The organism is Lamprocystis purpurea DSM 4197, assembly GCF_000379525.1.
GTDB classification, from domain to species: domain Bacteria; phylum Pseudomonadota; class Gammaproteobacteria; order Chromatiales; family Chromatiaceae; genus Thiodictyon; species Thiodictyon purpureum.
The window spans coordinates 18,664-39,186 of record NZ_KB902521.1; the positions used below are offsets into that span (position 1 = coordinate 18,664).

At 63.4% G+C, this 20,523-nt stretch carries 20 protein-coding genes; 13 read left to right on the plus strand and 7 right to left on the minus strand.

Annotation, left to right across the window (positions count from 1 at the left end; translation table 11 throughout):
- The first annotated feature begins 230 nt into the window (after positions 1–230).
- On the plus strand, positions 231–410 hold the full coding sequence (locus A39O_RS0122215; RefSeq protein WP_020506870.1) for a PLDc N-terminal domain-containing protein: 180 nt from the start codon (positions 231–233) through the stop codon (positions 408–410).
- Positions 411–459: 49 nt separating this feature from the next.
- Here A39O_RS0122215 and A39O_RS34630 read toward each other — a convergent pair whose 3' ends face one another.
- The gene (locus tag A39O_RS34630) at positions 460–3,216 is read right to left on the minus strand and encodes a PAS domain-containing hybrid sensor histidine kinase/response regulator (RefSeq protein ID WP_020506871.1); all 2,757 of its coding nucleotides are present in this window, start codon (positions 3,214–3,216) and stop codon (positions 460–462) included.
- A 65-nt stretch (positions 3,217–3,281) separates the two neighbouring features.
- On the opposite strand from A39O_RS34630, the gene A39O_RS0122225 reads away from it, so the two are divergent.
- Positions 3,282–3,614 carry a type II toxin-antitoxin system PemK/MazF family toxin gene (locus A39O_RS0122225; RefSeq protein WP_026199643.1) on the plus strand — a complete coding sequence of 111 codons (333 nt, stop codon included), beginning with the start codon at positions 3,282–3,284 and terminating at the stop codon, positions 3,612–3,614.
- 59 nt (positions 3,615–3,673) lie between these two features.
- Here the strand turns inward: A39O_RS0122225 and purD are convergent, their stop codons facing one another.
- Positions 3,674–4,981, minus strand: a complete 1,308-nt coding sequence (purD, locus tag A39O_RS0122230) for a phosphoribosylamine--glycine ligase (RefSeq protein WP_020506873.1) — start codon at positions 4,979–4,981, stop codon at positions 3,674–3,676.
- Between the two features lie 206 nt (positions 4,982–5,187).
- Complete coding sequence (locus tag A39O_RS0122235) at positions 5,188–5,412, minus strand: hypothetical protein (RefSeq protein WP_026199644.1); 225 nt, start codon at positions 5,410–5,412, stop codon at positions 5,188–5,190.
- Between the two features lie 159 nt (positions 5,413–5,571).
- Here A39O_RS0122235 and A39O_RS0122240 point away from each other — a divergent pair, with 159 nt between their 5' ends.
- Entirely contained in the window at positions 5,572–6,057 is a 486-nt protein-coding gene (locus tag A39O_RS0122240; RefSeq protein WP_020506875.1) for a tRNA (cytidine(34)-2'-O)-methyltransferase, read from the plus strand.
- Between the two features lie 2 nt (positions 6,058–6,059).
- Here the strand turns inward: A39O_RS0122240 and A39O_RS0122245 are convergent, their stop codons facing one another.
- The 4 genes from A39O_RS0122245 to A39O_RS0122260 form a co-directional block, all read right to left on the minus strand.
- Positions 6,060–7,082, minus strand: coding sequence for an NAD(P)H-dependent glycerol-3-phosphate dehydrogenase (locus A39O_RS0122245; RefSeq protein WP_020506876.1), 1,023 nt, complete (start codon positions 7,080–7,082; stop codon positions 6,060–6,062).
- Positions 7,083–7,121: 39 nt separating this feature from the next.
- Positions 7,122–7,604, minus strand: coding sequence for a protein-export chaperone SecB (secB, locus tag A39O_RS0122250; RefSeq protein ID WP_020506877.1), 483 nt, complete (start codon positions 7,602–7,604; stop codon positions 7,122–7,124).
- Positions 7,605–7,753: 149 nt separating this feature from the next.
- On the minus strand, positions 7,754–8,182 hold the full coding sequence (locus tag A39O_RS0122255; protein WP_020506878.1) for a rhodanese-like domain-containing protein: 429 nt from the start codon (positions 8,180–8,182) through the stop codon (positions 7,754–7,756).
- A gap of 174 nt (positions 8,183–8,356) precedes the next feature.
- On the minus strand, positions 8,357–8,692 hold the full coding sequence (locus A39O_RS0122260; RefSeq protein WP_026199646.1) for an ArsR/SmtB family transcription factor: 336 nt from the start codon (positions 8,690–8,692) through the stop codon (positions 8,357–8,359).
- A gap of 334 nt (positions 8,693–9,026) precedes the next feature.
- On the opposite strand from A39O_RS0122260, the gene A39O_RS0122265 reads away from it, so the two are divergent.
- The 10 genes from A39O_RS0122265 (at position 9,027) to gspG (ending at position 20,511) form a co-directional block, all read left to right on the plus strand.
- The gene (locus A39O_RS0122265; protein WP_245561961.1) at positions 9,027–10,103 is read left to right on the plus strand and encodes a murein hydrolase activator EnvC family protein; all 1,077 of its coding nucleotides are present in this window, start codon (positions 9,027–9,029) and stop codon (positions 10,101–10,103) included.
- A 173-nt stretch (positions 10,104–10,276) separates the two neighbouring features.
- On the plus strand, positions 10,277–11,755 hold the full coding sequence (locus tag A39O_RS0122270; protein ID WP_157640332.1) for a S41 family peptidase: 1,479 nt from the start codon (positions 10,277–10,279) through the stop codon (positions 11,753–11,755).
- A 116-nt stretch (positions 11,756–11,871) separates the two neighbouring features.
- The gene (locus A39O_RS0122275; protein ID WP_026199647.1) at positions 11,872–12,426 is read left to right on the plus strand and encodes a DJ-1 family glyoxalase III; all 555 of its coding nucleotides are present in this window, start codon (positions 11,872–11,874) and stop codon (positions 12,424–12,426) included.
- A gap of 30 nt (positions 12,427–12,456) precedes the next feature.
- Complete coding sequence (locus A39O_RS0122280) at positions 12,457–13,488, plus strand: MraY family glycosyltransferase (protein WP_020506883.1); 1,032 nt, start codon at positions 12,457–12,459, stop codon at positions 13,486–13,488.
- Positions 13,488–15,374 (plus strand): type II secretion system ATPase GspE, encoded by a 1,887-nt coding sequence (gspE, locus tag A39O_RS0122285; RefSeq protein ID WP_020506884.1) that lies wholly within the window; start codon positions 13,488–13,490, stop codon positions 15,372–15,374. The genes A39O_RS0122280 and gspE overlap by 1 nt, the downstream gene beginning before the upstream one ends.
- Positions 15,375–16,583, plus strand: coding sequence for a type II secretion system F family protein (locus A39O_RS0122290; RefSeq protein WP_020506885.1), 1,209 nt, complete (start codon positions 15,375–15,377; stop codon positions 16,581–16,583).
- Between the two features lie 230 nt (positions 16,584–16,813).
- Positions 16,814–17,719: a DNA-methyltransferase gene (locus A39O_RS0122295; RefSeq protein ID WP_211211681.1), complete on the plus strand. Its 906-nt coding sequence runs from the start codon at positions 16,814–16,816 to the stop codon at positions 17,717–17,719.
- Entirely contained in the window at positions 17,716–18,699 is a 984-nt protein-coding gene (locus A39O_RS0122300; protein WP_020506887.1) for an XcyI family restriction endonuclease, read from the plus strand. Before A39O_RS0122295 ends, A39O_RS0122300 begins: the two co-directional genes overlap by 4 nt.
- Positions 18,700–19,305: 606 nt before the next feature.
- Positions 19,306–19,923 carry a histidine phosphatase family protein gene (locus A39O_RS0122310; RefSeq protein WP_020506889.1) on the plus strand — a complete coding sequence of 206 codons (618 nt, stop codon included), beginning with the start codon at positions 19,306–19,308 and terminating at the stop codon, positions 19,921–19,923.
- 159 nt (positions 19,924–20,082) lie between these two features.
- Positions 20,083–20,511, plus strand: coding sequence for a type II secretion system major pseudopilin GspG (gene gspG / locus A39O_RS0122315; protein ID WP_020506890.1), 429 nt, complete (start codon positions 20,083–20,085; stop codon positions 20,509–20,511).
- The last annotated feature ends 12 nt before the right edge of the window (positions 20,512–20,523 follow it).

The following is a 20,523-nucleotide window of genomic DNA, read 5'->3' on the forward strand; positions in this document are numbered from 1 at the left end:
AAAAACGGAGTTCTCACACAAAGACACAAAGATCACAAAGATCTCAACGCGCTGCGCCGGTCGCGCGGTACCCAAGCACGGTGATCGGACCAACGCTTCCAATGGCCTGTTTTTCTTTGTGTTCTTTGTGCCTTTGTGTGAGCAATTCCGGATTGCGGATCGTCTGATGATCCACTGCTAAAAACCCGCCCCGCTCGCCAGTCCGGGCGGGGCCTCACTGGAGACCTGAGATGAGCATCGAAGTCAGCGGCCTGCTTGGGCTGCTTCATTTGATTCTGACCGTCTATGCCATGGTCAAGATCGTCCAAAGCAACGCGGGCACGGGCTCCAAGGTTATCTGGATCGTCCTGGTCCTGCTGCTGCCGGTCCTCGGGCTGATCCTGTGGCTGCTGTTCGGGCCGAAGGGCTGAGCCGTCCCGGTCGTGCCGATCGGACGCCCCGACGGTCTGAGGCAAGTGCTCAATCGCAAGGTCGTGCCAGCCACTTCAACAGCGTCTTGAAAAGCGCATCCGGTGCTACCGGTTTGGCAACGTAGTCGTTCATACCGGCAGCAAAGCACTTCGCCTTGTCTTCTGCAAAGGCGTTGGCTGTCAGGGCAAGAATGGGAACCCTGGAGCCGTTCGGCTGCTGCCGTATCCGGCGCGTCGCTTCGAGCCCGTCCATGTTGGGCATCTGTATGTCCATCAGAATCATGTCGTAGGCATGTCGATCGGCCAGTTCTACCGCTTCGGCACCATCCGCGGCCACATCCGCCAACAAGCTAACGGACTCCAGCAGATCTCTGGCAACCTCCCTGTTGGTCGGCTCATCTTCAACCAACAGGATACGGCAACCACAATAATGGCGCGACAGCGTCGCCTCGATGCAATCGGTCGCCGGGGATGTCGCCGTTGTCGGGTTCGGCCTGCCGATCTTGAGCCGTGCCGTAAACCAAAAGGTGCTGCCTCCGCCGAGGGTGCTCTGCGCCCCGGCATCCCCGCCCATCGACTGCGCCAGGCGGCGCGCGATGGCGAGGCCCAGGCCGGTGCCGCCATATTTTCGGGTAAAGGAGTTGTCGGCCTGTTCGAAGGTCGAGAACAGCCTGGGTAAGGTCTCCTGCGCAATACCGATGCCCGTATCCCGGACTTCAAAACACACCAGGACGCTATCTGCGCTCTCCGCTTCGGCGGTGGCACGCAGTGTCACGGTGCCGGTTTCGGTGAATTTCACCGCATTGTTGGCGTAATTCAATAGCGCCTGCTGGAGCCGCGTGGGATCACCCCGTAGCGTGCAGGGCACCGGCGGAACCTCGACCAACAGCCGGATATTCTTGGCCTGCGCCTGACTTCTGAGCATGTCTACAACATTGGTTACGATGGCGCTGAGATTGATCTCCACCTCCTCAAGACACAACTTTCCCGCCTCGATCTTCGAGAGGTCGAGAATGGCGTTGATGATTTCCAGCAAGTGTTGACCGGCCGCCTGAATCCGGTCGAGCCGTTCGGCTTGTTTCGCAGCAAGGCCGTCCCGTTTCATCAGATGCGCCATGCCGGTAATCGCGTTGAGCGGGGTGCGGATCTCATGGCTCATGTTGGCCAGGAAGGCGCTCTTGGCGCGGTTGGCCGATTCGGCGGAATCCTTGGCGAGCAATAACTCGCGAGTCCGCTCGACGACCAATTGCTCCAGCTGGCGATGGTGGCGCTCAAGCTCGGCCTCCGCCCGCTTGCGGTCGGAAATATCCTGTAGCAAGGCGATGAAATAGTCCGCCGCGCCTTCCGCCATGCGAACGCAGTGCACCGAAAGGGCAACAAAGATCTCCGACCCATCCTTACGGATGAATCGTTTATCGAGCGCGTAGCGGTCGATCTCACCCCGTAGCACGCGGTCGAACTGAGCGACGTCGGGCGCCAGGTCGTCGGGGTGGGTCACTTCCGCCCACGTCAGCTGCGCCAGTTCCTCCCGTGAATAGCCAAGCATCCGACACAGGTGTTCATTGACTTCGACCCAGCCCTTGGCGAGCGACGTGATGGCAAGGCCGACCAAGGGCAGATTGAAGTAGGAGCGTAATCGACGCTCGCTTTCACGCTGCGCGTTCTCGGCGGCCTTACGATGGGTCGCGTCGATACAGATCCCGGTCATGCGAACGGCTTGCCCCGCTGCGTCGTAGGCGGTGTCACCAACTGCATCGACCCAACGCACCTCGCCGGAGGGCAGAACAATCCGGTATTCGCTGTTCAGCGGGAGGTGCTCGCGGATGGCATCGTGAATGCGCGCTTCAGCTTCCAGCCGATCGGCCGGGTGAAGCGCGTTGCGCCAGACCTCGAAGCTCGCCGCGAACCTGGCCGGATCAAGTCCGAAGAGCTGGAAGAGCTCCTTCGACCAGTTCAGGTGGCCGGTCCGGATATCCCAGTCCCAGATACCTGCCGCGGCGGCGCGTTGCGCCATGGAGAGGCGCTCCTCGGCCTCAAGCAAGGCCGCTTCCTGTTGCCTGCGGGCGGAGATGTCCAGTCCGATGCCGGCGACGAAGGTGTTTCCAGCCGCGTCCTTGCACGGGAACTTGGCGTTGAGCCAGACCGCGCGACTGCCATCGTGCTGGGGGGTCTCCTCGATCACTTCGAGCGGATTGCCGCAGGCGAGCACGTCCAGATCGTTCCGGCGTAGGGTGGCAGCAACCTCGACCGGCCACATGTCGGCATCGGTCTTTCCCTGCCAGTCCGCCAGGTGCACCCCAAACCGCTCCTCGCAGGTCTTGTTGATGTATACATACCGTCCCTGCGCATCCTTCATCCACACGATCGCGGGGCTGTGGTCCATGAAGAGCCGGAAGCGCTCCTCGCTTAGCAGCAGCGCGTCCTCCGCCTGCTTGAACCGCGTCGTCTCGCCTAGCGTGAACACGAGTCCCGTCACTGCGTTGCGCTCGTCCTTGACCGGCTTCAGACTCCAATTCCAATAGGTCGTGCCCCGTTCCGGGTGACCCGGGAACGCGAACGGCCTGTCTTTGTAGAAGACCGCCTCGCCAGAGTCGCGGACCTGGCGGAAAATCGCCTCGTTTTCGGCGTGGGGGCACAAGGTGAAATGGTTCTTTCCAAGCAGCGCCTCCGGCGCCATCCGGCAGGCTTGCGCGTAGGCGGGGCTCACCCACACGAAGTTGAACGCCGGATCGAGCAGGACCAGCATCGCGTCGGTCGTCTGCATGACGCTGTCGAGCGCGTGGTATTTACGCAGCTCTTGAATCAATGCGTCCCGACTTAGGTCGTCATAGTGAGGCAACTGCGCATCTCCGACTTCGCTGATGTGGTGAGATCCGCTATGCCGATCTCAGCCCCACGGTGGGTGCCCAAGGCAACGAAAGGCCCAACAAACGCCGCCCGGTGCTGATCGTGAGCAACGACGCCAATAATCGCGGGGCGAGCACCGTCACGGTCTTGCCCATCACGTCCAACCTGACCCGGGTTTACCCCTTCGAGGTGGCGCTGTCGCGGGGGGAATCCGGTCTGCCCAAGGACTCCAAGGCCCAGGCTCAGCAGATCCGCACCATCGCGAAGGAGCGCATCACCGGCACGGCGCTGGGCCGACTCGCCGCGGACAAGCTGCGGGAAGTCAACGCGGCGATCCGTTTGCACCTGGTGCTGTAAGCGCCACGTCAGCCCTCCAGGGAAACCGCCATGAGCCTCAAGCTGAAGGAAGGGAGCGGCTACCTCCGTGGCATCAGCTCCGCCGAAGCCTCGCGCGCAATCGCCCGATACCCGATATCGGTGCGGTAATAGGCATCCGGCCAGGTGATCTCCTGCACCCGGCGGTAGGCGCGTTCCTGGGCGTCCCGGGCGGTCTCGCCCAGGGCGGTGACGCAGAGCACCCGGCCGCCGGCGGTGAGGGTGGCGTCGCCGTCGCGGCGCGTGCCGGCGTGGAAGACCTTGACGTTCGCGCCATCGTCGGCACTCAGGCCGCTGATCGGCAGTCCTTGGGCATAGGTGTCCGGATAGCCGCCGGCGGCCATGACGACCCCCAGGGCGACCCGCGGGTCCCAGTCGGCCTGGACTTCGTGCAGTCGCCCGTCCAGGGCGGCGAGGCAGAGGGCGACCAGATCCGAGCGCAGCCGCATCAGGATGGGCTGGGTCTCGGGGTCGCCGAAGCGGCAGTTGTATTCCAGGACCTTGGGGGTACCGTCGGCGGCGATCATCAGGCCGGCGTAGAGGAAGCCGACATAGGGCGTGCCCTCGGCCGCGAGTCCGGCGACCGTTGGGGCGATGACCTCGCGCATGACGCGGTCGTGGATCTCCGGGGTCACCACCGGCGCCGGGGAGTAGGCGCCCATGCCGCCGGTGTTGGGGCCCCGGTCGCCGTCGTCGCGCGCCTTGTGGTCCTGCGAGGTGGCCATGGCCAGCGCGTGGCTGCCGTCGACCATGACGATGAAGCTCGCTTCCTCGCCGGTGAGGAACTCCTCGATCACCACCCGCGCCCCGGCGCTGCCGAACCGTCCGGCGCCGAGCATGTCACGCACCGCCGCCCGTGCGGTGTCCAGGTCCGGCGCGAGGATCACACCTTTGCCGGCGGCCAGGCCATCGGCTTTGATCACGATGGGCGCGCCGACCTGGTCCAGATAGGCGAGGGCTGGTTCGACCTCGGTGAAGGTTCCGTAGGCCGCGGTGGGGATGCCGTGACGTTCCAGGAAAGCTTTGGAGAAGGCCTTGGAGCCCTCCAGTTGAGCGGCGGCCCGGCGGGGGCCGAAGCAGGGCAGGCCGGCGGCGGCGAAGGCGTCGACCACCCCGGCGACCAGCGGCACCTCGGGTCCGACGATGGTGAGCCCGATGTTCTGCGCCGCGGCGAAAGCGACCAGTCCGGCCAGGTCATCCGCGGCGATGGGGACGTTCTCGAGGCCTGGTTCGCGGGCGGTCCCGCCGTTGCCGGGGGCCACATAGATACGCTGCGCCAGGGGCGACTGCGCGGCCTTCCAGGCGAGCGCGTGCTCTCGCCCACCGCCGCCGATGATGAGGATGTTCATGGGTTTGATTGCTTACCTGGGAAACGAAAAAGCCCGCGACGATGACGGGCTTTGGTCTTGGTGCGTCGGCCCGGCGGGCGTCGGCATCGCTGAATGCGGGTAGTTTACCGGTAAAGACCGGCTGGTCCGTGCTCGCTGCGAGGGACCATCCATGGCGACTTCCTTCCGGCATCCTGCCGGAATGACGCTGCAACCTGGGAGGGGTATCAGTTCCGGCTGGAACCTACGATCTGATGGGCCAGATCCACCACGCGGTTGGCCATGTCCATGTAGTCTTGCCGATAGTTGAGCAGCAGACCTTCGCTCGGGGCCCAGTAGTCCTTGCCGCTGAGGCCGTGCTCATGCTCGTAGGCGATAAACTCTCCCTGCATGGCGATCATCTTGTCGATCAGGTCCTGCTTTTCTTTCTTCAGCGCGGCGATGTCGGTCATGATGCTGTCCCCCATAGGGTTAAAATCGTATGCCGGCGGCAAATTCAGTAAATGCCGAAATCTTAATATACCATGGAGCGCTTGGCTCGGGTCAACCGGGGCGGGTCCCCGCGGACCCGCCCGCGGCATCCTCCACTGTCCGCGCGATGGCCGCCCGCGATGTTCGCTCTGATACTCTACCAACCCGAAATTCCGCCCAATACCGGCAATATCATCCGCCTCTGCGCCAACACGGGCGCGGCGCTGCATCTGATCGCGCCCCTGGGTTTCAGTCTGGAGGACCGGCTGCTGCGCCGGGCCGGCCTCGACTACCACGAGTACGTGAACGTTGCGGTGCATCAGTCGCTCGCTGACTGCTTGGTCTTGCTGGCCGGGCGTCGCCTTTTCGCGCTCAGCACGAAGGGCCGGGTGCGTCATGATGGTCCGCGCTACCGGCCGGGCGACTGTTTCCTGTTCGGTCCCGAGACGCGCGGATTGCCGCCGGAGGTGCTGAACAGCATCCCGGCGGAGCAGCGGTTGCGCCTGCCGATGCGGCCGGGCAATCGCAGCCTGAATCTGTCGAACGCGGCGGCGGTCGTGGTATTCGAAGCCTGGCGACAGTTCGACTTTGCCGGTGCTGCGGTGCCTGACCCGGCGGACGGGTGAACTCAATCGAACTCCTGCTTGGGCTCGCGTTCGAGCAGCGCGGCGGTCGCCTGCAGGGGTGAGCGCCCCTCATAGAGCACGCGGTAGACCTGTTCGCTGATCGGCATTTCCACGCCATGGCGCTGGGCGAGAGTCCGCACGGCCTGGGCCGTCACCACCCCCTCGACTTCCTGGCCGATTTCCTCGCGTGCCTGGGCGACGCTGAGTCCGCGGGCCAGTGCCAGGCCCATCCGCCGGTTGCGCGATTGGTTGTCGGTACAGGTCAGCACCAGATCGCCCACGCCCGCCAGACCCATGAAGGTCTCGCCGCGGCCGCCCAGGGCGGTGCCGAGTCGAATCAGCTCGGTCAGCCCGCGCGTGATCAACGCGGCGCGGGTGTTGGCGCCGAAGCCCAGGCCATCGGCGATCCCGGTCGCGATGGCCAGGACGTTCTTGGCCGCGCCGCTGATCTCCACGCCGACCATATCCGCGCTGGTATAGGCCCGGAAGCGCTCACCATGCAGCAGGGCCGCGGTCCGCCGGGCGAATTCCGGCTGTGCGGAGGCGACCGTGACCGCGGTCGGGAGGCCTTGCGCGACCTCGCGGGCGAAACTCGGCCCGGAGACGATCGCCAGATCCTCGCCGGGCAGCGCCTGCTGCGCCAGGGTGTGCAGGAGTCCGCCGCTCGCCGGGTCCAGTCCTTTGGTCGCCCAGGCCAGGCCGATGCCACGGGGCAGCAGTCCGGCGACCGCGCGGGTCACGGCGGCGAACGCATGGCTCGGCACCACTGCCAGACAGTCGGTCGCGCCGTCCAGCGCCTGGTCCAGCGCGGTGAGCGCAACGAGACCGGGCGGGAAGGCGATGCCCGGAAGAAAACGCCGATTCTCACCTTCCGCGCGCAGTTCGGCGATATGGTCGGCCTCGTTTCCCCAGAGCGCAACGCGATGCCCATTGCGGCACAGGCGGATTGCCAAGGCCGTGCCCCATGACCCGGCGCCGAGGACCGCCACACAAGCCCCGCCGGTCTGGCTTCCGGTCTGGATCATTGATGCTTGCTCATGGCCGCGGCCCCGTGGGTCCTTAACTCAATGCTGACGCGCACCGTCACCAGCCTCGGCGGCTTGTGTCGCTGCTTCCTGCTGATGCTGGGCGAACAGGGCGTCGAAGCTGACGTGCTGCAGGACCAATTGCGGGAAGCTGCCCTTGGTCACCAGGTCCGAGACGGTTTCGCGCGCGTAGGGGAACAAGAGATTGGGGCAGTAGGCGCCGAGCATGGGCCCGAGCTCCTGCTCGGTGAAACCGGCCATGGTGAAGATGCCCGCCTGTTGCACTTCGACGATGAACGCGGTCTTGTCGCCGACCTTGGCCGTGACGGTCACGGACAGCACGACCTCGTAGGCCTGATCGGAGAGTCGGTTGACCTTGGTGTTGAGGTTCAGCTCGTTCTGGGGCTTCCATTCGCCGCGGAAGATCTCGGGGGCGTTGGGTGACTCGAACGACAGGTCCTTGGTGTAGATGCGCTGGACGGCGAACTGGCGTTCCGGGTTGGTCTGGTCGATGTCGGCCATGCGTGTCTTGCTCTAAAAACTTGGTTAAAGAATATTAGCCTTCGTACCTGATATCCGGACAGACCCTTGGTCTAAGGGCGGGTTTGAAACCCACCCCTACGTCCGGTTATCACGTCCGACGGCTGTAACAGGTGAAATCCGACCGGGGGTCAGCGTTTTTTCCGGGTCAGCGGCAGATTGGCTGCCTGCCAGGACATGACACCGCCCTTGAGATTGTACACGTCATCGAACCCCTGTTTGCGCAGAAGGCCGCACGCGGTACTGGACTGGGCTCCCGAGCGGCAACTGACGATGATCGGTTTGCCCTTGTACTTACTCAAGACGCCCATCTGGTTCTTGAAGCCGTTCATCGGGATGTTGACGGCATTGATGATGTGGCCTTGGGCGAAATCGGCCGCCGGCCGGACATCGATCACCGCGGCGTCCTGCTGATTGATCAGCGCGGTTGCTCCCAGGGGGTCCACGCTGCCGCGTTCCCCGACGATCAGGTTATAGGTCAGCAGTCCCGCGATCACGGCAAGCGCGACGAACAGGTACCAGTGGTTACCGACGAACGCGATCAGTTGGCTCAACTGCATCGGCCTAAAATCTCATGTGGAGTGGATTGGTCACCGACCGTTGCGACTCGGCTCACGCGGACGCGTGACCGACGCGGGTCGGCAGGGTGTTGGGCGCGGAGTATAAGGAGCGCGGGCGCGGGCGTCACCCCGTCTCGTATCGTTGGCGCGGGGCTCGCCCTGATCAGGGACCTGTCAGTCGTGGTGGCAGAAGACCTCGCGCATCATCCCGATGAGGCGTAAGGTCCGACCGTCGCTCACACGGTAGTATACACGATTTGCGTCTTTGCGCGAGGCCAGGATGCCCTTGTCGCGGAGAATCGCCAGGTGTTGGGAGATGTTGCTCTGTGAGGTTCCCACGAGATCGACGATATCCTGCACGCTGACCTCCTGCTCGCCCAAGGTGCACAGGATTTTCAGTCGCAATGGATGGGACATCGCCTTGAGCGAACGGGAGGCGCGCTCGATGTCCTCGTCGTCCGCGAAGAGCGACATCGCGTCCTCGCCGTCCGATTCGTGGTCTTCCAACATCGGCAGAGATCTGTGGTTCAGGATGGTGACCATCGCCTTTGACGAGGAATCAATTATTCATAATACAATAATAAGCTCTTTTGCACGTGCTGCGAAGCGCCGCGACGGCCAACCTTCGGTTTTTTCCGAGCGAAGGTGGTGACTATACTGCCGTCCGTGCTCTCAGCGTGACCCTCTGAATCCCATGTTTTTCGGTCCTCATCAACGCAGATCCCGACTGCCCCGGCGCGGGCGGTGGTGCCGCGCGGTCGCCGCGGCCCACCTCGCCTGTGGTCTTGCGGCGGGTTTCGCGGCGGCGCACGCTCCGACGATCCGGGCGCAGGAAACGGATACCGTGATCGATGCGCGGTCGCGTGATCTTTCCGATCTCGATCGGCAGATGGAGGGCATCGGTGCGGAATTGACCGGGCAGAATGCCGAGCGACAGGCACTGATCGCGGAACTCGAACAGCGCGAAAAAGACGTCGCGGCACTGGCCATCGCCGGCCGGGAGCTTGATCGGGTGGTCGGGGAGCAGACCCGGGTCGCGCAGGAACTGCGTGTTCGCGAGTCCCAGGCGCAGACCGCACTGGCCGAGCAGACCCGGCGTCTGGCCGAATCGCTGCGTACGGCTTACGCAATGGGGCGGACGGACGGACTGCGCATGTTGCTGAACCAGGAGGATCCGGTCCGCGCGAGTCGGGTCCTGTCTTACTTCGCCTATTTCAATCGCGAACGCGTTCGCGGCATTCAGGCGGTCGAGGCGAGCGCCGCGCGTCTGACGCGGTTGGCCGGTGATGCGGAACGCGAGGCCGGGCGCCTGCGTGAGTTCGCCCTTGAGCAGGAGGCCGCGCGTGTCCGTCTGGAGGCGGCGAAACAGGAGCGCGCCCAGGTCCTGGCGGCGTTGGAGCAGACCATCGTGAGCCGCGAAGCGGATCTGGTGAGTCTTGGCCGCGATGCAGAAAATCTGCGGCTCCTGGTTGAACACCTGCGCCAGCGGGCGCAGATCCAGGCGGAACTGGAAATTCGGCGCGATCCCTTCGCCACACGTCAAGGCCGGTTGGCCTGGCCCCTTCTGGAGGGCCGCATCCGGGCCGGATTCGGCACCCAAAAGCCGGATTCGGACTCGACCTGGGATGGCTGTCTCCTGGCCGCGCGCGAAGGTGAGGAAGTGCGTACGATCTACGACGGTCGGGTGGTCTATGCCGACTGGCTGGTCGGCTTCGGTTTGTTGCTGGTGATCGACCACGGCGACGGCTTCATGTCGTTTTACGGCCATAATGAGGCGCTCCTCAAAGATGTCGGTGAATGGGTGTCGGCCGCCGAGGTCATCGCCTTGAGCGGCAACAGCGGCGGCCGTGACGAACCGGTGCTCTATTTCGCCATCCGCCACCATGGTGAGGCGCTCGATCCGACCCGCTGGTGTGGTTGACCGCGGGTCCGGCGGTGGGTCCGCGCACCGCGCCGGTCATGCGCGTCTGTCGAGCGCTGTTGAAACATGCGATGCTTGCGCCACTTCGGTCGATGCGCACCGCGCAACCGGCGGCGGCCGCCCGATCACCCGCGCGACATCATCACCCCATCCACCTGCGAACCCGCACGACCATGCCCAAACGTTTGTCCCATGCTTTGCTGATCTGGATCGGTATCACCCTCGGAACCGTCGCCCCAGTGGGCGAGCCGCGGGCGCAAGAGCAGCCGTCCGCGCCGGCTGTCCCGAGCGTGCCGGCCGCGCCGGAGCCGCCGGTTGTTCCGGCGGCGCCGGGTATTCCGGAAGCCGGTGCGCCCGAGCCGGCGGCGGCGCCCGCGATCCCGGCCGAACCGCAGACCCCGGCGGTTTCGGCCGCGCCGGCCGCCGAGCCGACCGCCGAGCCGACCGCCGAGGAGTTGCCGTTGGACGAACTGCGGACCTTCGCCGAGGTTTACGGGCGGATCAAGGACGACTATGTGGAAGGTGTCAAGGACAAGAAATTGTTGGAGAGTGCCATCCGCGGCATGCTTGCCGGGCTCGATCCGCACTCCTCCTATCTGGATAAGGAGGAGTACCGGGAACTCCAGGTCGGCACCAGTGGCGAATTCGGCGGTCTCGGGATCGAGGTCGGCATGGACGATGGGTTCGTCAAGATCATCGCCCCGATCGATGATACCCCGGCGCAGCGGGCCGGACTCCAGGCGGGCGATCTGATCGTGCGCATCGATGACAAGCCGGTGAAGGGTTTGAGTCTCAACGAGGCGGTCAATCTCATGCGCGGCAAGCCCGGGACCGAGATCCGCCTCACCATCATGCGCGGCACCGACGGCCGGCCGCTGGACGTGAAGGTGGAGCGCGACATCATCCATGTCGCCTCGGTCAAGAGTCGCACCCTGGAGCCCGGCTTCGGGTATGTGCGGCTGTCGCACTTCCAGGCGCGGACCACCGAGGACATGCGTACGGCCATCGATGCCTTGAAGAAGGAGAACAAGAATGAACTCAAGGGTCTGGTGCTGGATCTGCGCAATAATCCGGGCGGTGTGCTCAATGCCGCCGTTGGGGTGAGCGATGCCTTCATCGTCGATGGGCTGATCGTGTATACCCAGGGTCGGCAGACCGACTCCAGGCTCCAGTTCAAGGCGGGTCCGGATGACGTGCTGGCCGGGGCTCCGCTGGTGGTCCTGGTGAACGGCGGCAGCGCCTCGGCCTCGGAGATTGTGGCGGGGGCACTCCAGGATCATCGACGTGCCCTGATCATGGGGACTCAGACCTTTGGCAAGGGGTCGGTCCAGACCATTGTTCCGATCGACGACACCACCGCGTTGAAGCTCACCACGGCGCGCTACTACACGCCGTCGGGCCGCTCGATCCAGGCCGAGGGAATCAATCCCGATGTCACGCTCGACCCTGGTGTGTTCAAGCCATCGACCGAGCGGGAACAGGATCCGCTGAAAGAGTCCGATTTGGTCCGCCACCTCGACGAGGGTAAGGCGGCTGCGGACGACACGTCCGGCGAGGTGAAGAAAACCCTCGCCGCCGAGGATTTCCAGCTCGCCGAAGCCCTGAATATGCTCAAGGGCCTGACGATTCTGGGCCGCGCCAAGGGCGGCTGACATCGCGCTCCGGGCGGCGTGTGCCAGTCAGCGCGGGTTGCCGATTGCGACGCCGGAACGACCGCGTGCCCGCTTCGAGAACATACCAAGACACCAGTTTGCAGGAGAGTTTCAAGATGCCGAAGGTACTGGTTTTACTTGCCCAAGGATGTGAGGAGCTGGAGGCTGTCACGGTCATCGACTTGCTGCGTCGGGCACAGATCGATGTCGTGACCGCCGGCTTGACGACCGGCGCGGTGATCGCCAGCCGCGGCACTGTCCTGGTACCCGACAGCACGCTGGAGGCGGAACAGGACAAGGACTTCGCGATGGTCGTGTTGCCGGGTGGTTTGCCGGGTGCGCGGTTCCTCGAAGAGGACCCGCGGGTCCAGGTCTTGTTGCGCCGCCAGGTCGCGGCGGGACGCTTCGTCGCGGCCATTTGTGCCGCACCCAAGGTGCTGGCCGCCGCCGGCCTGCTCGACGGCAAGCGCGCAACCGCCTATCCTGGTTCAGTCGCGGCGGCCGATTTTCCGCGGATGATGCTGACCGATGCGCCGGTGGTGGTGGACGGCCTGGTCGTGACCTCCCGCGGTCCCGGCACCGCCATGGATTTTGCATTGCAACTGATCGCATTACTGATGGGCGAGGCGAGCCGCCAAACCGTGGAGTCGCAACTGGTGCGCGATCTGTGAGGCCCGGATGACCACCAACGTCCGCGCGCCATGAGCCCGACCCTGCTTGGATTGGCGGCGCTACCCACCGCCGTGGGACTCAGCGCCGTTGCCGCGCGCTGGCTGGCCGGACGCGGCGCCCTGCTCGATCACCCCAACGCACGTTCGCTCCATCAGGTTGCGGTGCCGCGCAGTGGTGGTCTGGCGGTGCTCTTCGGTCTGGTCGTCACGCTTTGCCTGTGCCGGCTCGCCGGGCTAAACCCCGACCAATTGCCGTGGATCGCGGGGGCGCTGCTGCCGGTCGCGGCCGTGTCGCTGCTGGACGATCTGGGCGAGGTCTCGCGCCGTCAGCGCTTCGCCGTTCATCTTGGTGCTGGTCTGATCCTGGCTGCCGGTGGGCTGTTGTGGGGTTCGCTGGGGCTGCCCGGCGCGGATTGGCCCTTGCCCGCGCCGCTCGCCTGGCTGTTGACGGTGCTCTACGTGGTCTGGATGATTAATCTGTACAATTTCATGGATGGCATGGACGGCTTCGCCGGTGGCATGGCCCTGTTCGGCTTCGGTGCCCTGGCGGTTTTGGGCTGGCAGGGGGGCGATCCGGTCTTCGCCCTGGTCGCCGCCTGTATCGCCGCGGCCGCGGGGGGCTTTCTGTTCAGCAATTTTCCCCCGGCCCGGATTTTCCTCGGCGATCTGGGCTCCTCCAGTCTTGGTCTGCTTGCCGCCGCGCTCTCGTTATGGGGTGCCGCGACCGGGCTCTTTCCGCTGTGGGTCGCCTGGCTGGCCTTCTCACCCTTTATCGTCGATGCGACCTGGACGCTGGCGCGGCGGCTGGTGCGGGGCGAGCGCATCTGGGAGGCGCATCGCAGTCACCATTACCAGCGTCTGGTGCTCGCCGGTTGGGGCCATCGCAAGACGGTGTTGCGCGGTTATCTCGTGATGGCCGCCGCAGCGGCCTGTGCCGTCGCTGCCCCAGGCCTGCCGTCGCATGAGCAATGGCTGGTGCTGCTGGTCTGGGCGGCGATCTACGCGCTGATTCACGTACGTGTGCGTCTGGCCGAGGGCCAGCCCCCCGCGGAGTTCCAATAGTGCAGGAAGAGCCCTTCTTGGACGATCTCCCCGTCTTTACCGGGACCCGCGATGATCCCGAGCCGTTGCTCCCCGCCCCTGACGGAGCACAGCGGTCGGCCCTGGCGGCAGACACGATCACGGACCTTGGCCCGGAATCCGCTCCGGACATCGACCCACACGCGGAGCCATCCGCGGGTTTGGGCGCCGATCAGGCCCCGGCCGAGCGCCCGCCGGAGGCCCGTATCGTCGCCTTACTCTATGAGCGGGGCAAGCTCACCGCGGGGGACCTGGCCCGTGCCCGTCGGTTGGCCGACGACGGCGGCGAGCCCTTGCTGCGCATGTTGGTGCGCCTGGGTCTGATTTCCGAGCGGGATATGGCGCAGGCGATGAGCGAGGTTCTGGACCTGCCCTTGGCGGACCCCGCGCAGTTCCCCGCCGAACCCGTTGCCGAAGGCCTCTTCACCCTGCGGTTTCTCAAAGACGCGAGGGTGTTACCCATGGAGGAAGACGAAGAACACCTGCGGGTCGCGGTGGCGGATGCAGTCGACCCCTACATCCTGCCGGCGGTCGCAATGGCCGCGGGCAAGCGGGTGGAAGGAGTCATTGCCCTGGCCTCCGAGATCGAACTCGCCTTGGCGCGGCTTTATGAGAAACAGGCCGAGCCGGACCCGAACGCGGAACCCGATTACGGGGACTTCGACGAGGAGGATATCGAGCATCTGAAGGATTTGGCCAGCGAGGCACCGGTGATCCGCATGGTCAATCACATGATCCAGAAGGCGGTGGAATCCCGTGCATCCGATATCCATATCGAGCCGTTCGCCGATGAATTGAAGGTTCGCTATCGCATCGACGGCATCCTGAAGGAGGTCGATGCCCCGCCGGTGCGTTCCACCGCCGCGGTGATTTCGCGCGTCAAGATCATGGCCAAGCTCAATATCGCGGAGCGCCGTCTGCCGCAGGACGGGCGCATTCCCGTCCGTGTGCAGGGCCGCGAGCTCGACCTGCGTGTCTCCACCGTGCCCACCATGTTCGGTGAGAGTGTGGTCATGCGTTTGCTGGACAAGGAGAGCGTGCGCTTCGACTTCGATGCCCTGGGTTTCGACGGTACCCCCAGACAACGCCTGATCGACATTCTGGAACAGCCATACGGCATCCTGCTCGTTACCGGGCCCACCGGTTCCGGCAAGAGCACGACGCTCTATACCGCGCTGTCGCGCCTCAATACCGAGGAGCGCAAGATCATCACGGTCGAGGACCCGGTCGAGTACCAACTGCCGGGCATCAACCAGATTCAGGTCAAGTCCGCCATCGGCATGACCTTCGCGGGGGCCCTGCGCGCCATCGTTCGCCAGGATCCGGACATCATCATGGTCGGCGAGATGCGCGATATCGAAACCGCCCGCATTGCCGTGCAGTCGGCTTTGACCGGGCACGTGGTATTGTCCACTCTGCATACCAACGACGCGGCCAGCGGCGTTACCCGTCTTTTGGATATGGGGGTGGAGGACTACTTGCTGACCTCCACCATCAACGGCATCGTCGGCCAGCGACTGGTGCGCAGCCTCTGCCCTCATTGCCGTGAGCCCTATGACGCTTTGCCGGAACTCGCCGCGCGCTTCACGCGTTTTCAGCCGGATGGTCCCGAGTTGATCAAACTGTATCACCCGGGTGGCTGCGACCTCTGCAATGGTACCGGCTACCGCGGTCGGCTGGTCATCTCGGAGGTGCTGCGCATGACCGATCCGATTCGCAAGCTGGTGCTGAGCCACGCGACCGCCAACGCGATCCAGCGTCTGGCCATGGAGGAGGGGATGGCCACCATGTATGAAGACGGGCTGCGCAAGGCGATGGCGGGGCGCACCACGGTGGAAGAGGTATTGCGGGTCGCGGAGGACGATTAGGTGCCCAAGTATTTCTATAAGGCGGTTAAACTCGACGGCGAGCCGGTCGAAGGCGAGCTGGATGCAGCCGACGAGCCGACGCTGGTCAGTCTGCTTCAGGCCCAGGGGCTGCTCCCGGTCGAGATGCGCTCCGCCGGCGGTCTGCGCGCGCGACTCGGGCGCACCCGGCGGCGTCGCCTGAATCAGAAGGAGATCGGCATCCTTACCCGTGAGCTGGCCACGCTGATCGAAGCCGGCATGACGTTGGACCGCTCGCTCCAGGTCCTGATCGACCTGACCGCGGAGGAGCATCTGGTGCGTGTGCTCGCGGACCTGCAGGAGCGGGTACGCGGTGGTGCCACCTTCTCCAGCGCACTGGAGGCCCAGGACGGGCAGTTCGCGCGCCTCTACATCAACATGGTGCGGGCGGGCGAGGCCAGCGGTGCCCTGGATCAGGTCCTGGATCGGCTGGCCGACTATCTGGAGCGAGTGGCCGAACTGCGTCAAACCGTCACCTCGGCGCTCGTCTATCCGGCCATCCTGTTGTTCGTGGCGGCGTCCTCGGTCATCCTGCTCCTGGTCTTCGTGGTGCCTCAGTTCACCGTCCTCTTCGATGACATGGGCAAAGCGTTGCCGTTGCCGACGCAGATCGTGGTCGCCGCCGGCAACCTGTTCCGCAACTATTGGTGGGCTATGCTCGTGGTCGCCGCCGTGACGGCTCTGGGCCTGGAGCGCTGGATGCAGGACGAACAGGTGCGCGACCGGCTGGACCATCGCGTGTTGCAGATCCCCTTATTCGGCGACCTGATCTGGAAGATGGAGACCGCCCGTCTCGCCCACACGCTCTCCACTCTGCTCAAGAACGGACTGCCGCTGCTCAGTGCTTTGACGCTGGCCAAGGAGGTGGTGAGTAACCGTAAGATCTCCGGCCTCCTGGACGAGGCGGGTGAGGATCTCAAACACGGACGCGGGCTCGCCGGCCCCCTGGCTCGGCTGAAGGCATTGCCCGACTTGGCCTTACAGATGATCCGCGTCGGCGAGGAGTCCGGCGCGCTGGACGCCATGCTCGCCAAAGTCGCCAGCATCTATGATCGGGAGACCCGCACCAGTGTCCAGAGCATGCTGACCCTCCTGGAGCCTATCCTCATCGTTGGCCTGGGTATCGTGGTCGCGGGGATCATCATTTCCATCCTGATGGCGATTTTGGGGGCCAATGATCTGGTATTCTGACAGCGTAATCATTCTGAGTATCGCCGGAAGCTTGAGCAACTCAAAGGGTGCTGCGGAAGAGCGCTAAGAGTAGATAATCGCAAAACGTGTCATCTTTAACAGGCCACCTGGCGCGCAGTACATGTGCACCAAGGTCGGCCACGATTGCCGTGCCGGCCAAAGCGATCCTCCGGATTTATCCACAGATGTCACAGATTTCCACAGATGAAGAAAAACCTCGGAGAACTGTGATGCTTACGAAGGCCGATAGTTCCACGACACCCGACGTGGCGAGGATCACCAGGCCTGCCCCGCTGGTGTTGCGCGGCGCGACGATTTTTGCCGGCGACGCGCTTACCGTTCTGCGCCGCTTACCCTCGGAATCGGTACGGTGCATCGTCACGTCACCGCCCTATTGGGGCTTGCGGGATTACGGGTATGACGAGCAGATCGGGCTGGAAGCGACCTTATCGCAATTCCTGCACCGCCTGGTCGCGGTGTTTGCCGAGTCGAAGCGCGTGCTGACAGATGATGGCACCCTATGGCTTAACATCGGCGACGGCTACACCAGCGGCAACCGTGGCTGGCGAGCGCCCGACAAAAAGAATCCGGCGCGGGCCATGGACGTTCGTCCGGATACACCGGAAGGTTTGAAGCCCAAGGATCTGATCGGTGTACCTTGGCGGCTCGCCTTCGCCTTACAAGAGGACGGCTGGTATCTGCGCAGCGATGTCGTCTGGAATAAGCCCAATGCCATGCCGGAAAGTGTGAAGGACCGTCCCGCCCGTTCACATGAGTACCTGTTTATGCTTTCTAAGTCGGAGCGTTATTTCTATGATTGGCGGGCCGTCAGAGAACCGGCGGATGGCGGGGGGTTGCGCAACCGTCGTTCCGTTTGGCACGTCAACACCAAACCGTTCGCCGGCGCGCATTTCGCAACCTTCCCGCCCGATCTGATTCGGCCCTGCATCTTGGCATCTACCGAGCCAGGGGATTATGTGCTTGATCCTTTTTTTGGATCGGGCACCGTGGGCATCACTTGCCAGGAGGAGAACCGACAATATGTCGGAATCGAACTCAATCCTGATTATGTGGCATTGGCTGCGTTACGTTTGCAGGGACAGAACAGTAATGTGATCAAGATCGCGGCGACATGACTAAGAAGATCAAATTTCCCCCGCCGGATTTGCAGATCAGTTTTGCTCTTGCGCTTAAACGGTTCCGCGCTCTCTACTTGCAGAACGCCTTGCTGGAGACGGTACGCAATATGGATATTCCGGAGCTGGATCGTCAACTCGCACAATTCGTCTCACCAACGGATCTGTCGGCCATGGCTCAATATGGATTGCGCGGGGAGTTACTGTTTCCGGTGCCGATCCTGCTCGAATCAAAACCTCATCTTCTGGGATATTATCGGATGCTTATGGGCTTCAGTCAGAAGGAGTTCTACGGGCATGACAAAGGTTTCGGGGTCGGGTACTTCAAGTCCATGGAAGAGAAAGGTAAAATCAGCAAAACTGCGGCTGAAGATTTGCCTGCGCTGTGCACCGCGTTCTGCGAAACGGCTTCTATTTTGCTGGAGGGTATCGGCCCATTGCGCCTGAGCCGAGACCTGCTGGACGATCTGACGCTTTTGACCGTCGGGCCTCAGTTGCGGGGAGGCGCGAACAATAAACGCGGTAGCGATGGCATAGTTCAGGTTTTCACGATCATCCGGGAAATCGTTTCTCATGTGATCGCTGAAGTGCACGAGAATGCTATTGAAGTGAACAGTGCTACCGGTCGTCTTTTCTTGATCGAATTCGCGCCCGATCCGGATATAATAATCCGGGAAGAGATGGCCCATCACAATTACCGCAACGTCGTTGCGATCGAGATCAAGAGCGGCACTGATGTTTCAAACATTCATAACCGAATTGGCGAGGCCGAAAAGAGCCACCAGAAAGCGCGGCAGCGCGGCTTTACCGAGTGCTGGACTATCGTCAACGTCAACCGTCTCGACTTACTCAAGGCGCGAAGCGAATCGCCGTCGACTGATCGCTTTTACTCGCTCATCAGTCTCGTGACACGAACCGGCGAAGAGTACGCCGACTTTCGGCGCAGGGTGATGTCGCTGACAGCGATTCCGGCACCGTGACTCGTCTTCTGCGCTCCAGCAACGAGTCAGAAATAAGTTAAACAACGAATACAATCGTTGTCGTTGTCGTTGTCGTTGTCGTTGTCGTTGTCGTTGTCGTTGTCGTAATCGGAGGAACGATTCAACTTGGGTATGAGCAGCCGGTCTATCGCGCTTCGATAAGCCACCCCGGAAGATGAAAGTCTCCCGTGGGAGCGGCGTCCCGCCGCGATGCGGTGCTGCGGTGACCCCGAACGCTGCGGCTGCGCGTCCGGCTCCGTCGCGGCGGGACGCCGCTCCCACAGGGTCGCTGCGCGACTTTCACGGTAAAGCCTTGACCTCCAGTTGCGGACCGGCCGTCGCTTGCCGGAACGATGATCAAGGCCGAGAGAGTCTTTGCGGGTATGATATAGCGTTCGCACCTGATATCCAGGCAGACTTTCGTGTAGGGGCGGGTTTGAAACCCGCCCCTACGTCCGGTAATCACGTCCGAAGGCTATAATCTCGACAACGACAACGATGTTAAAGGCATTCTCTGACGGACTTATTTAACTCAGTTAGTGAGCCGTTCCTGAGGCAAAACCGACGACACCCTCCCGTGCTGGGCGGCGCAACGAGTGATCCGAGATGACGACAACCAAGCTCTGCATCACCAGGCATGGCGAGACCAACTGGAATATCTTCGGGATACTTCAGGGCTGGATCGATGTGCCGCTGAACGACAAGGGCCGCATACAGGCTCTGGAATTGGCCCAGGCGCTGGCGGGCCAGGGTTTTTCGCGGGTCTGTACCAGCCCGTTGCGACGGTCGGCGGAGACCGCCGAGATCATTGCCGAGGCCTGGGGGATGCCGCCCCCGATGGCTTACGAGGGCCTGAAGGAGCGCAATTTCGGTCTGATTCAGGGCCAGCCCAAGAGCGAACTGGCCGAAAGCCACCCAGGTCTCTACCAGGAGATTCTGCGGCGCAATCCGGCGGCGCATTTCGACGAGGGGGAGTCCGTGGATCATTTCGCCGATCGGGTGATCGCCGCCTTGCATGAGGTTGCGGAACAGCATTCCGGTGAGCGGGTGCTGATCATCACCCACGGTTGGGTCATGGATGTGATCACGCGCCACATCAGCGGCCTGCCGCGCACCGCCGTGCTGGATTTGAAGCGCAAGAACGGCGAGTCGATCTGGCTTGAGCTGACGCCCGCCGCGACCTTTGTCGAAAGTGATGCCGCAAGCGTCCTGGGATCCGGTTGATAGGTCACGCAGTGTGCGTGCTGGTCGGGGTCGCCTGACGGCGCTCCGCGGGAACCGCTCAGTCGCCACATGGTCACACTGTCGCGGGTCAACGCTGGCCCTCGGTGTTGAGCCTCACTAGAATGATGTTGTTTTTTACAACGGTCCGGAGGACCTGCAATGCGTCCGAAGTTGTCTAAGCGTACCGTCGGCTTCACCCTGGTCGAACTCCTGGTGGTGCTCGCCATCCTGGGTCTGCTGGCCGGGCTGGTGGGGCCTCAGGTCATGAAATTTCTGGGGAGTTCCAAGACCAAGACCGCCAAGCTGCAAATCGAGGACTTGGTTGCGACCATGGATCTCTATCGTCTGGAGACGGGGCGTTATCCGACCGGCGAAGAGGGGCTGGAGGCACTGGTGACCAAGCCGGGCAATGCCGCCAATTGGAACGGTCCCTACCTCAAGAAGGGGGATGTTCCCAAGGATCCTTGGGGCTTCGAGTATCAGTACCGCTTTCCCGGCGAGCACGGCGGGGTCGATATCTGGACCCTGGGCGCCGACAACCGGGAGGGTGGGGAAGCGGAGAACGCGGACGTCAGGAGTTGGGAGTAAGCAGCCGCCAGT

What these genes read in the sequence shown, in the direction of transcription:
- A39O_RS0122215 (WP_020506870.1), top strand. Translation starts at nt 231, where the DNA reads ATGAGCATCGAAGTCAGCGGCCTGCTTGGGCTGCTTCATTTGATTCTG.
- purD (WP_020506873.1), bottom strand. Translation starts at nt 4,981, where the DNA reads ATGAACATCCTCATCATCGGCGGCGGTGGGCGAGAGCACGCGCTCGCC.
- A39O_RS0122235 (WP_026199644.1), bottom strand. Translation starts at nt 5,412, where the DNA reads ATGACCGACATCGCCGCGCTGAAGAAAGAAAAGCAGGACCTGATCGAC.
- A39O_RS0122240 (WP_020506875.1), top strand. Translation starts at nt 5,572, where the DNA reads ATGTTCGCTCTGATACTCTACCAACCCGAAATTCCGCCCAATACCGGC.
- A39O_RS0122245 (WP_020506876.1), bottom strand. Translation starts at nt 7,082, where the DNA reads ATGATCCAGACCGGAAGCCAGACCGGCGGGGCTTGTGTGGCGGTCCTC.
- secB (WP_020506877.1), bottom strand. Translation starts at nt 7,604, where the DNA reads ATGGCCGACATCGACCAGACCAACCCGGAACGCCAGTTCGCCGTCCAG.
- A39O_RS0122255 (WP_020506878.1), bottom strand. Translation starts at nt 8,182, where the DNA reads ATGCAGTTGAGCCAACTGATCGCGTTCGTCGGTAACCACTGGTACCTG.
- A39O_RS0122260 (WP_026199646.1), bottom strand. Translation starts at nt 8,692, where the DNA reads ATGTTGGAAGACCACGAATCGGACGGCGAGGACGCGATGTCGCTCTTC.
- A39O_RS0122270 (WP_157640332.1), top strand. Translation starts at nt 10,277, where the DNA reads ATGCCCAAACGTTTGTCCCATGCTTTGCTGATCTGGATCGGTATCACC.
- A39O_RS0122275 (WP_026199647.1), top strand. Translation starts at nt 11,872, where the DNA reads ATGCCGAAGGTACTGGTTTTACTTGCCCAAGGATGTGAGGAGCTGGAG.
- A39O_RS0122280 (WP_020506883.1), top strand. Translation starts at nt 12,457, where the DNA reads ATGAGCCCGACCCTGCTTGGATTGGCGGCGCTACCCACCGCCGTGGGA.
- A39O_RS0122295 (WP_211211681.1), top strand. Translation starts at nt 16,814, where the DNA reads ATGCTTACGAAGGCCGATAGTTCCACGACACCCGACGTGGCGAGGATC.
- A39O_RS0122300 (WP_020506887.1), top strand. Translation starts at nt 17,716, where the DNA reads ATGACTAAGAAGATCAAATTTCCCCCGCCGGATTTGCAGATCAGTTTT.
- A39O_RS0122310 (WP_020506889.1), top strand. Translation starts at nt 19,306, where the DNA reads ATGACGACAACCAAGCTCTGCATCACCAGGCATGGCGAGACCAACTGG.
- gspG (WP_020506890.1), top strand. Translation starts at nt 20,083, where the DNA reads ATGCGTCCGAAGTTGTCTAAGCGTACCGTCGGCTTCACCCTGGTCGAA.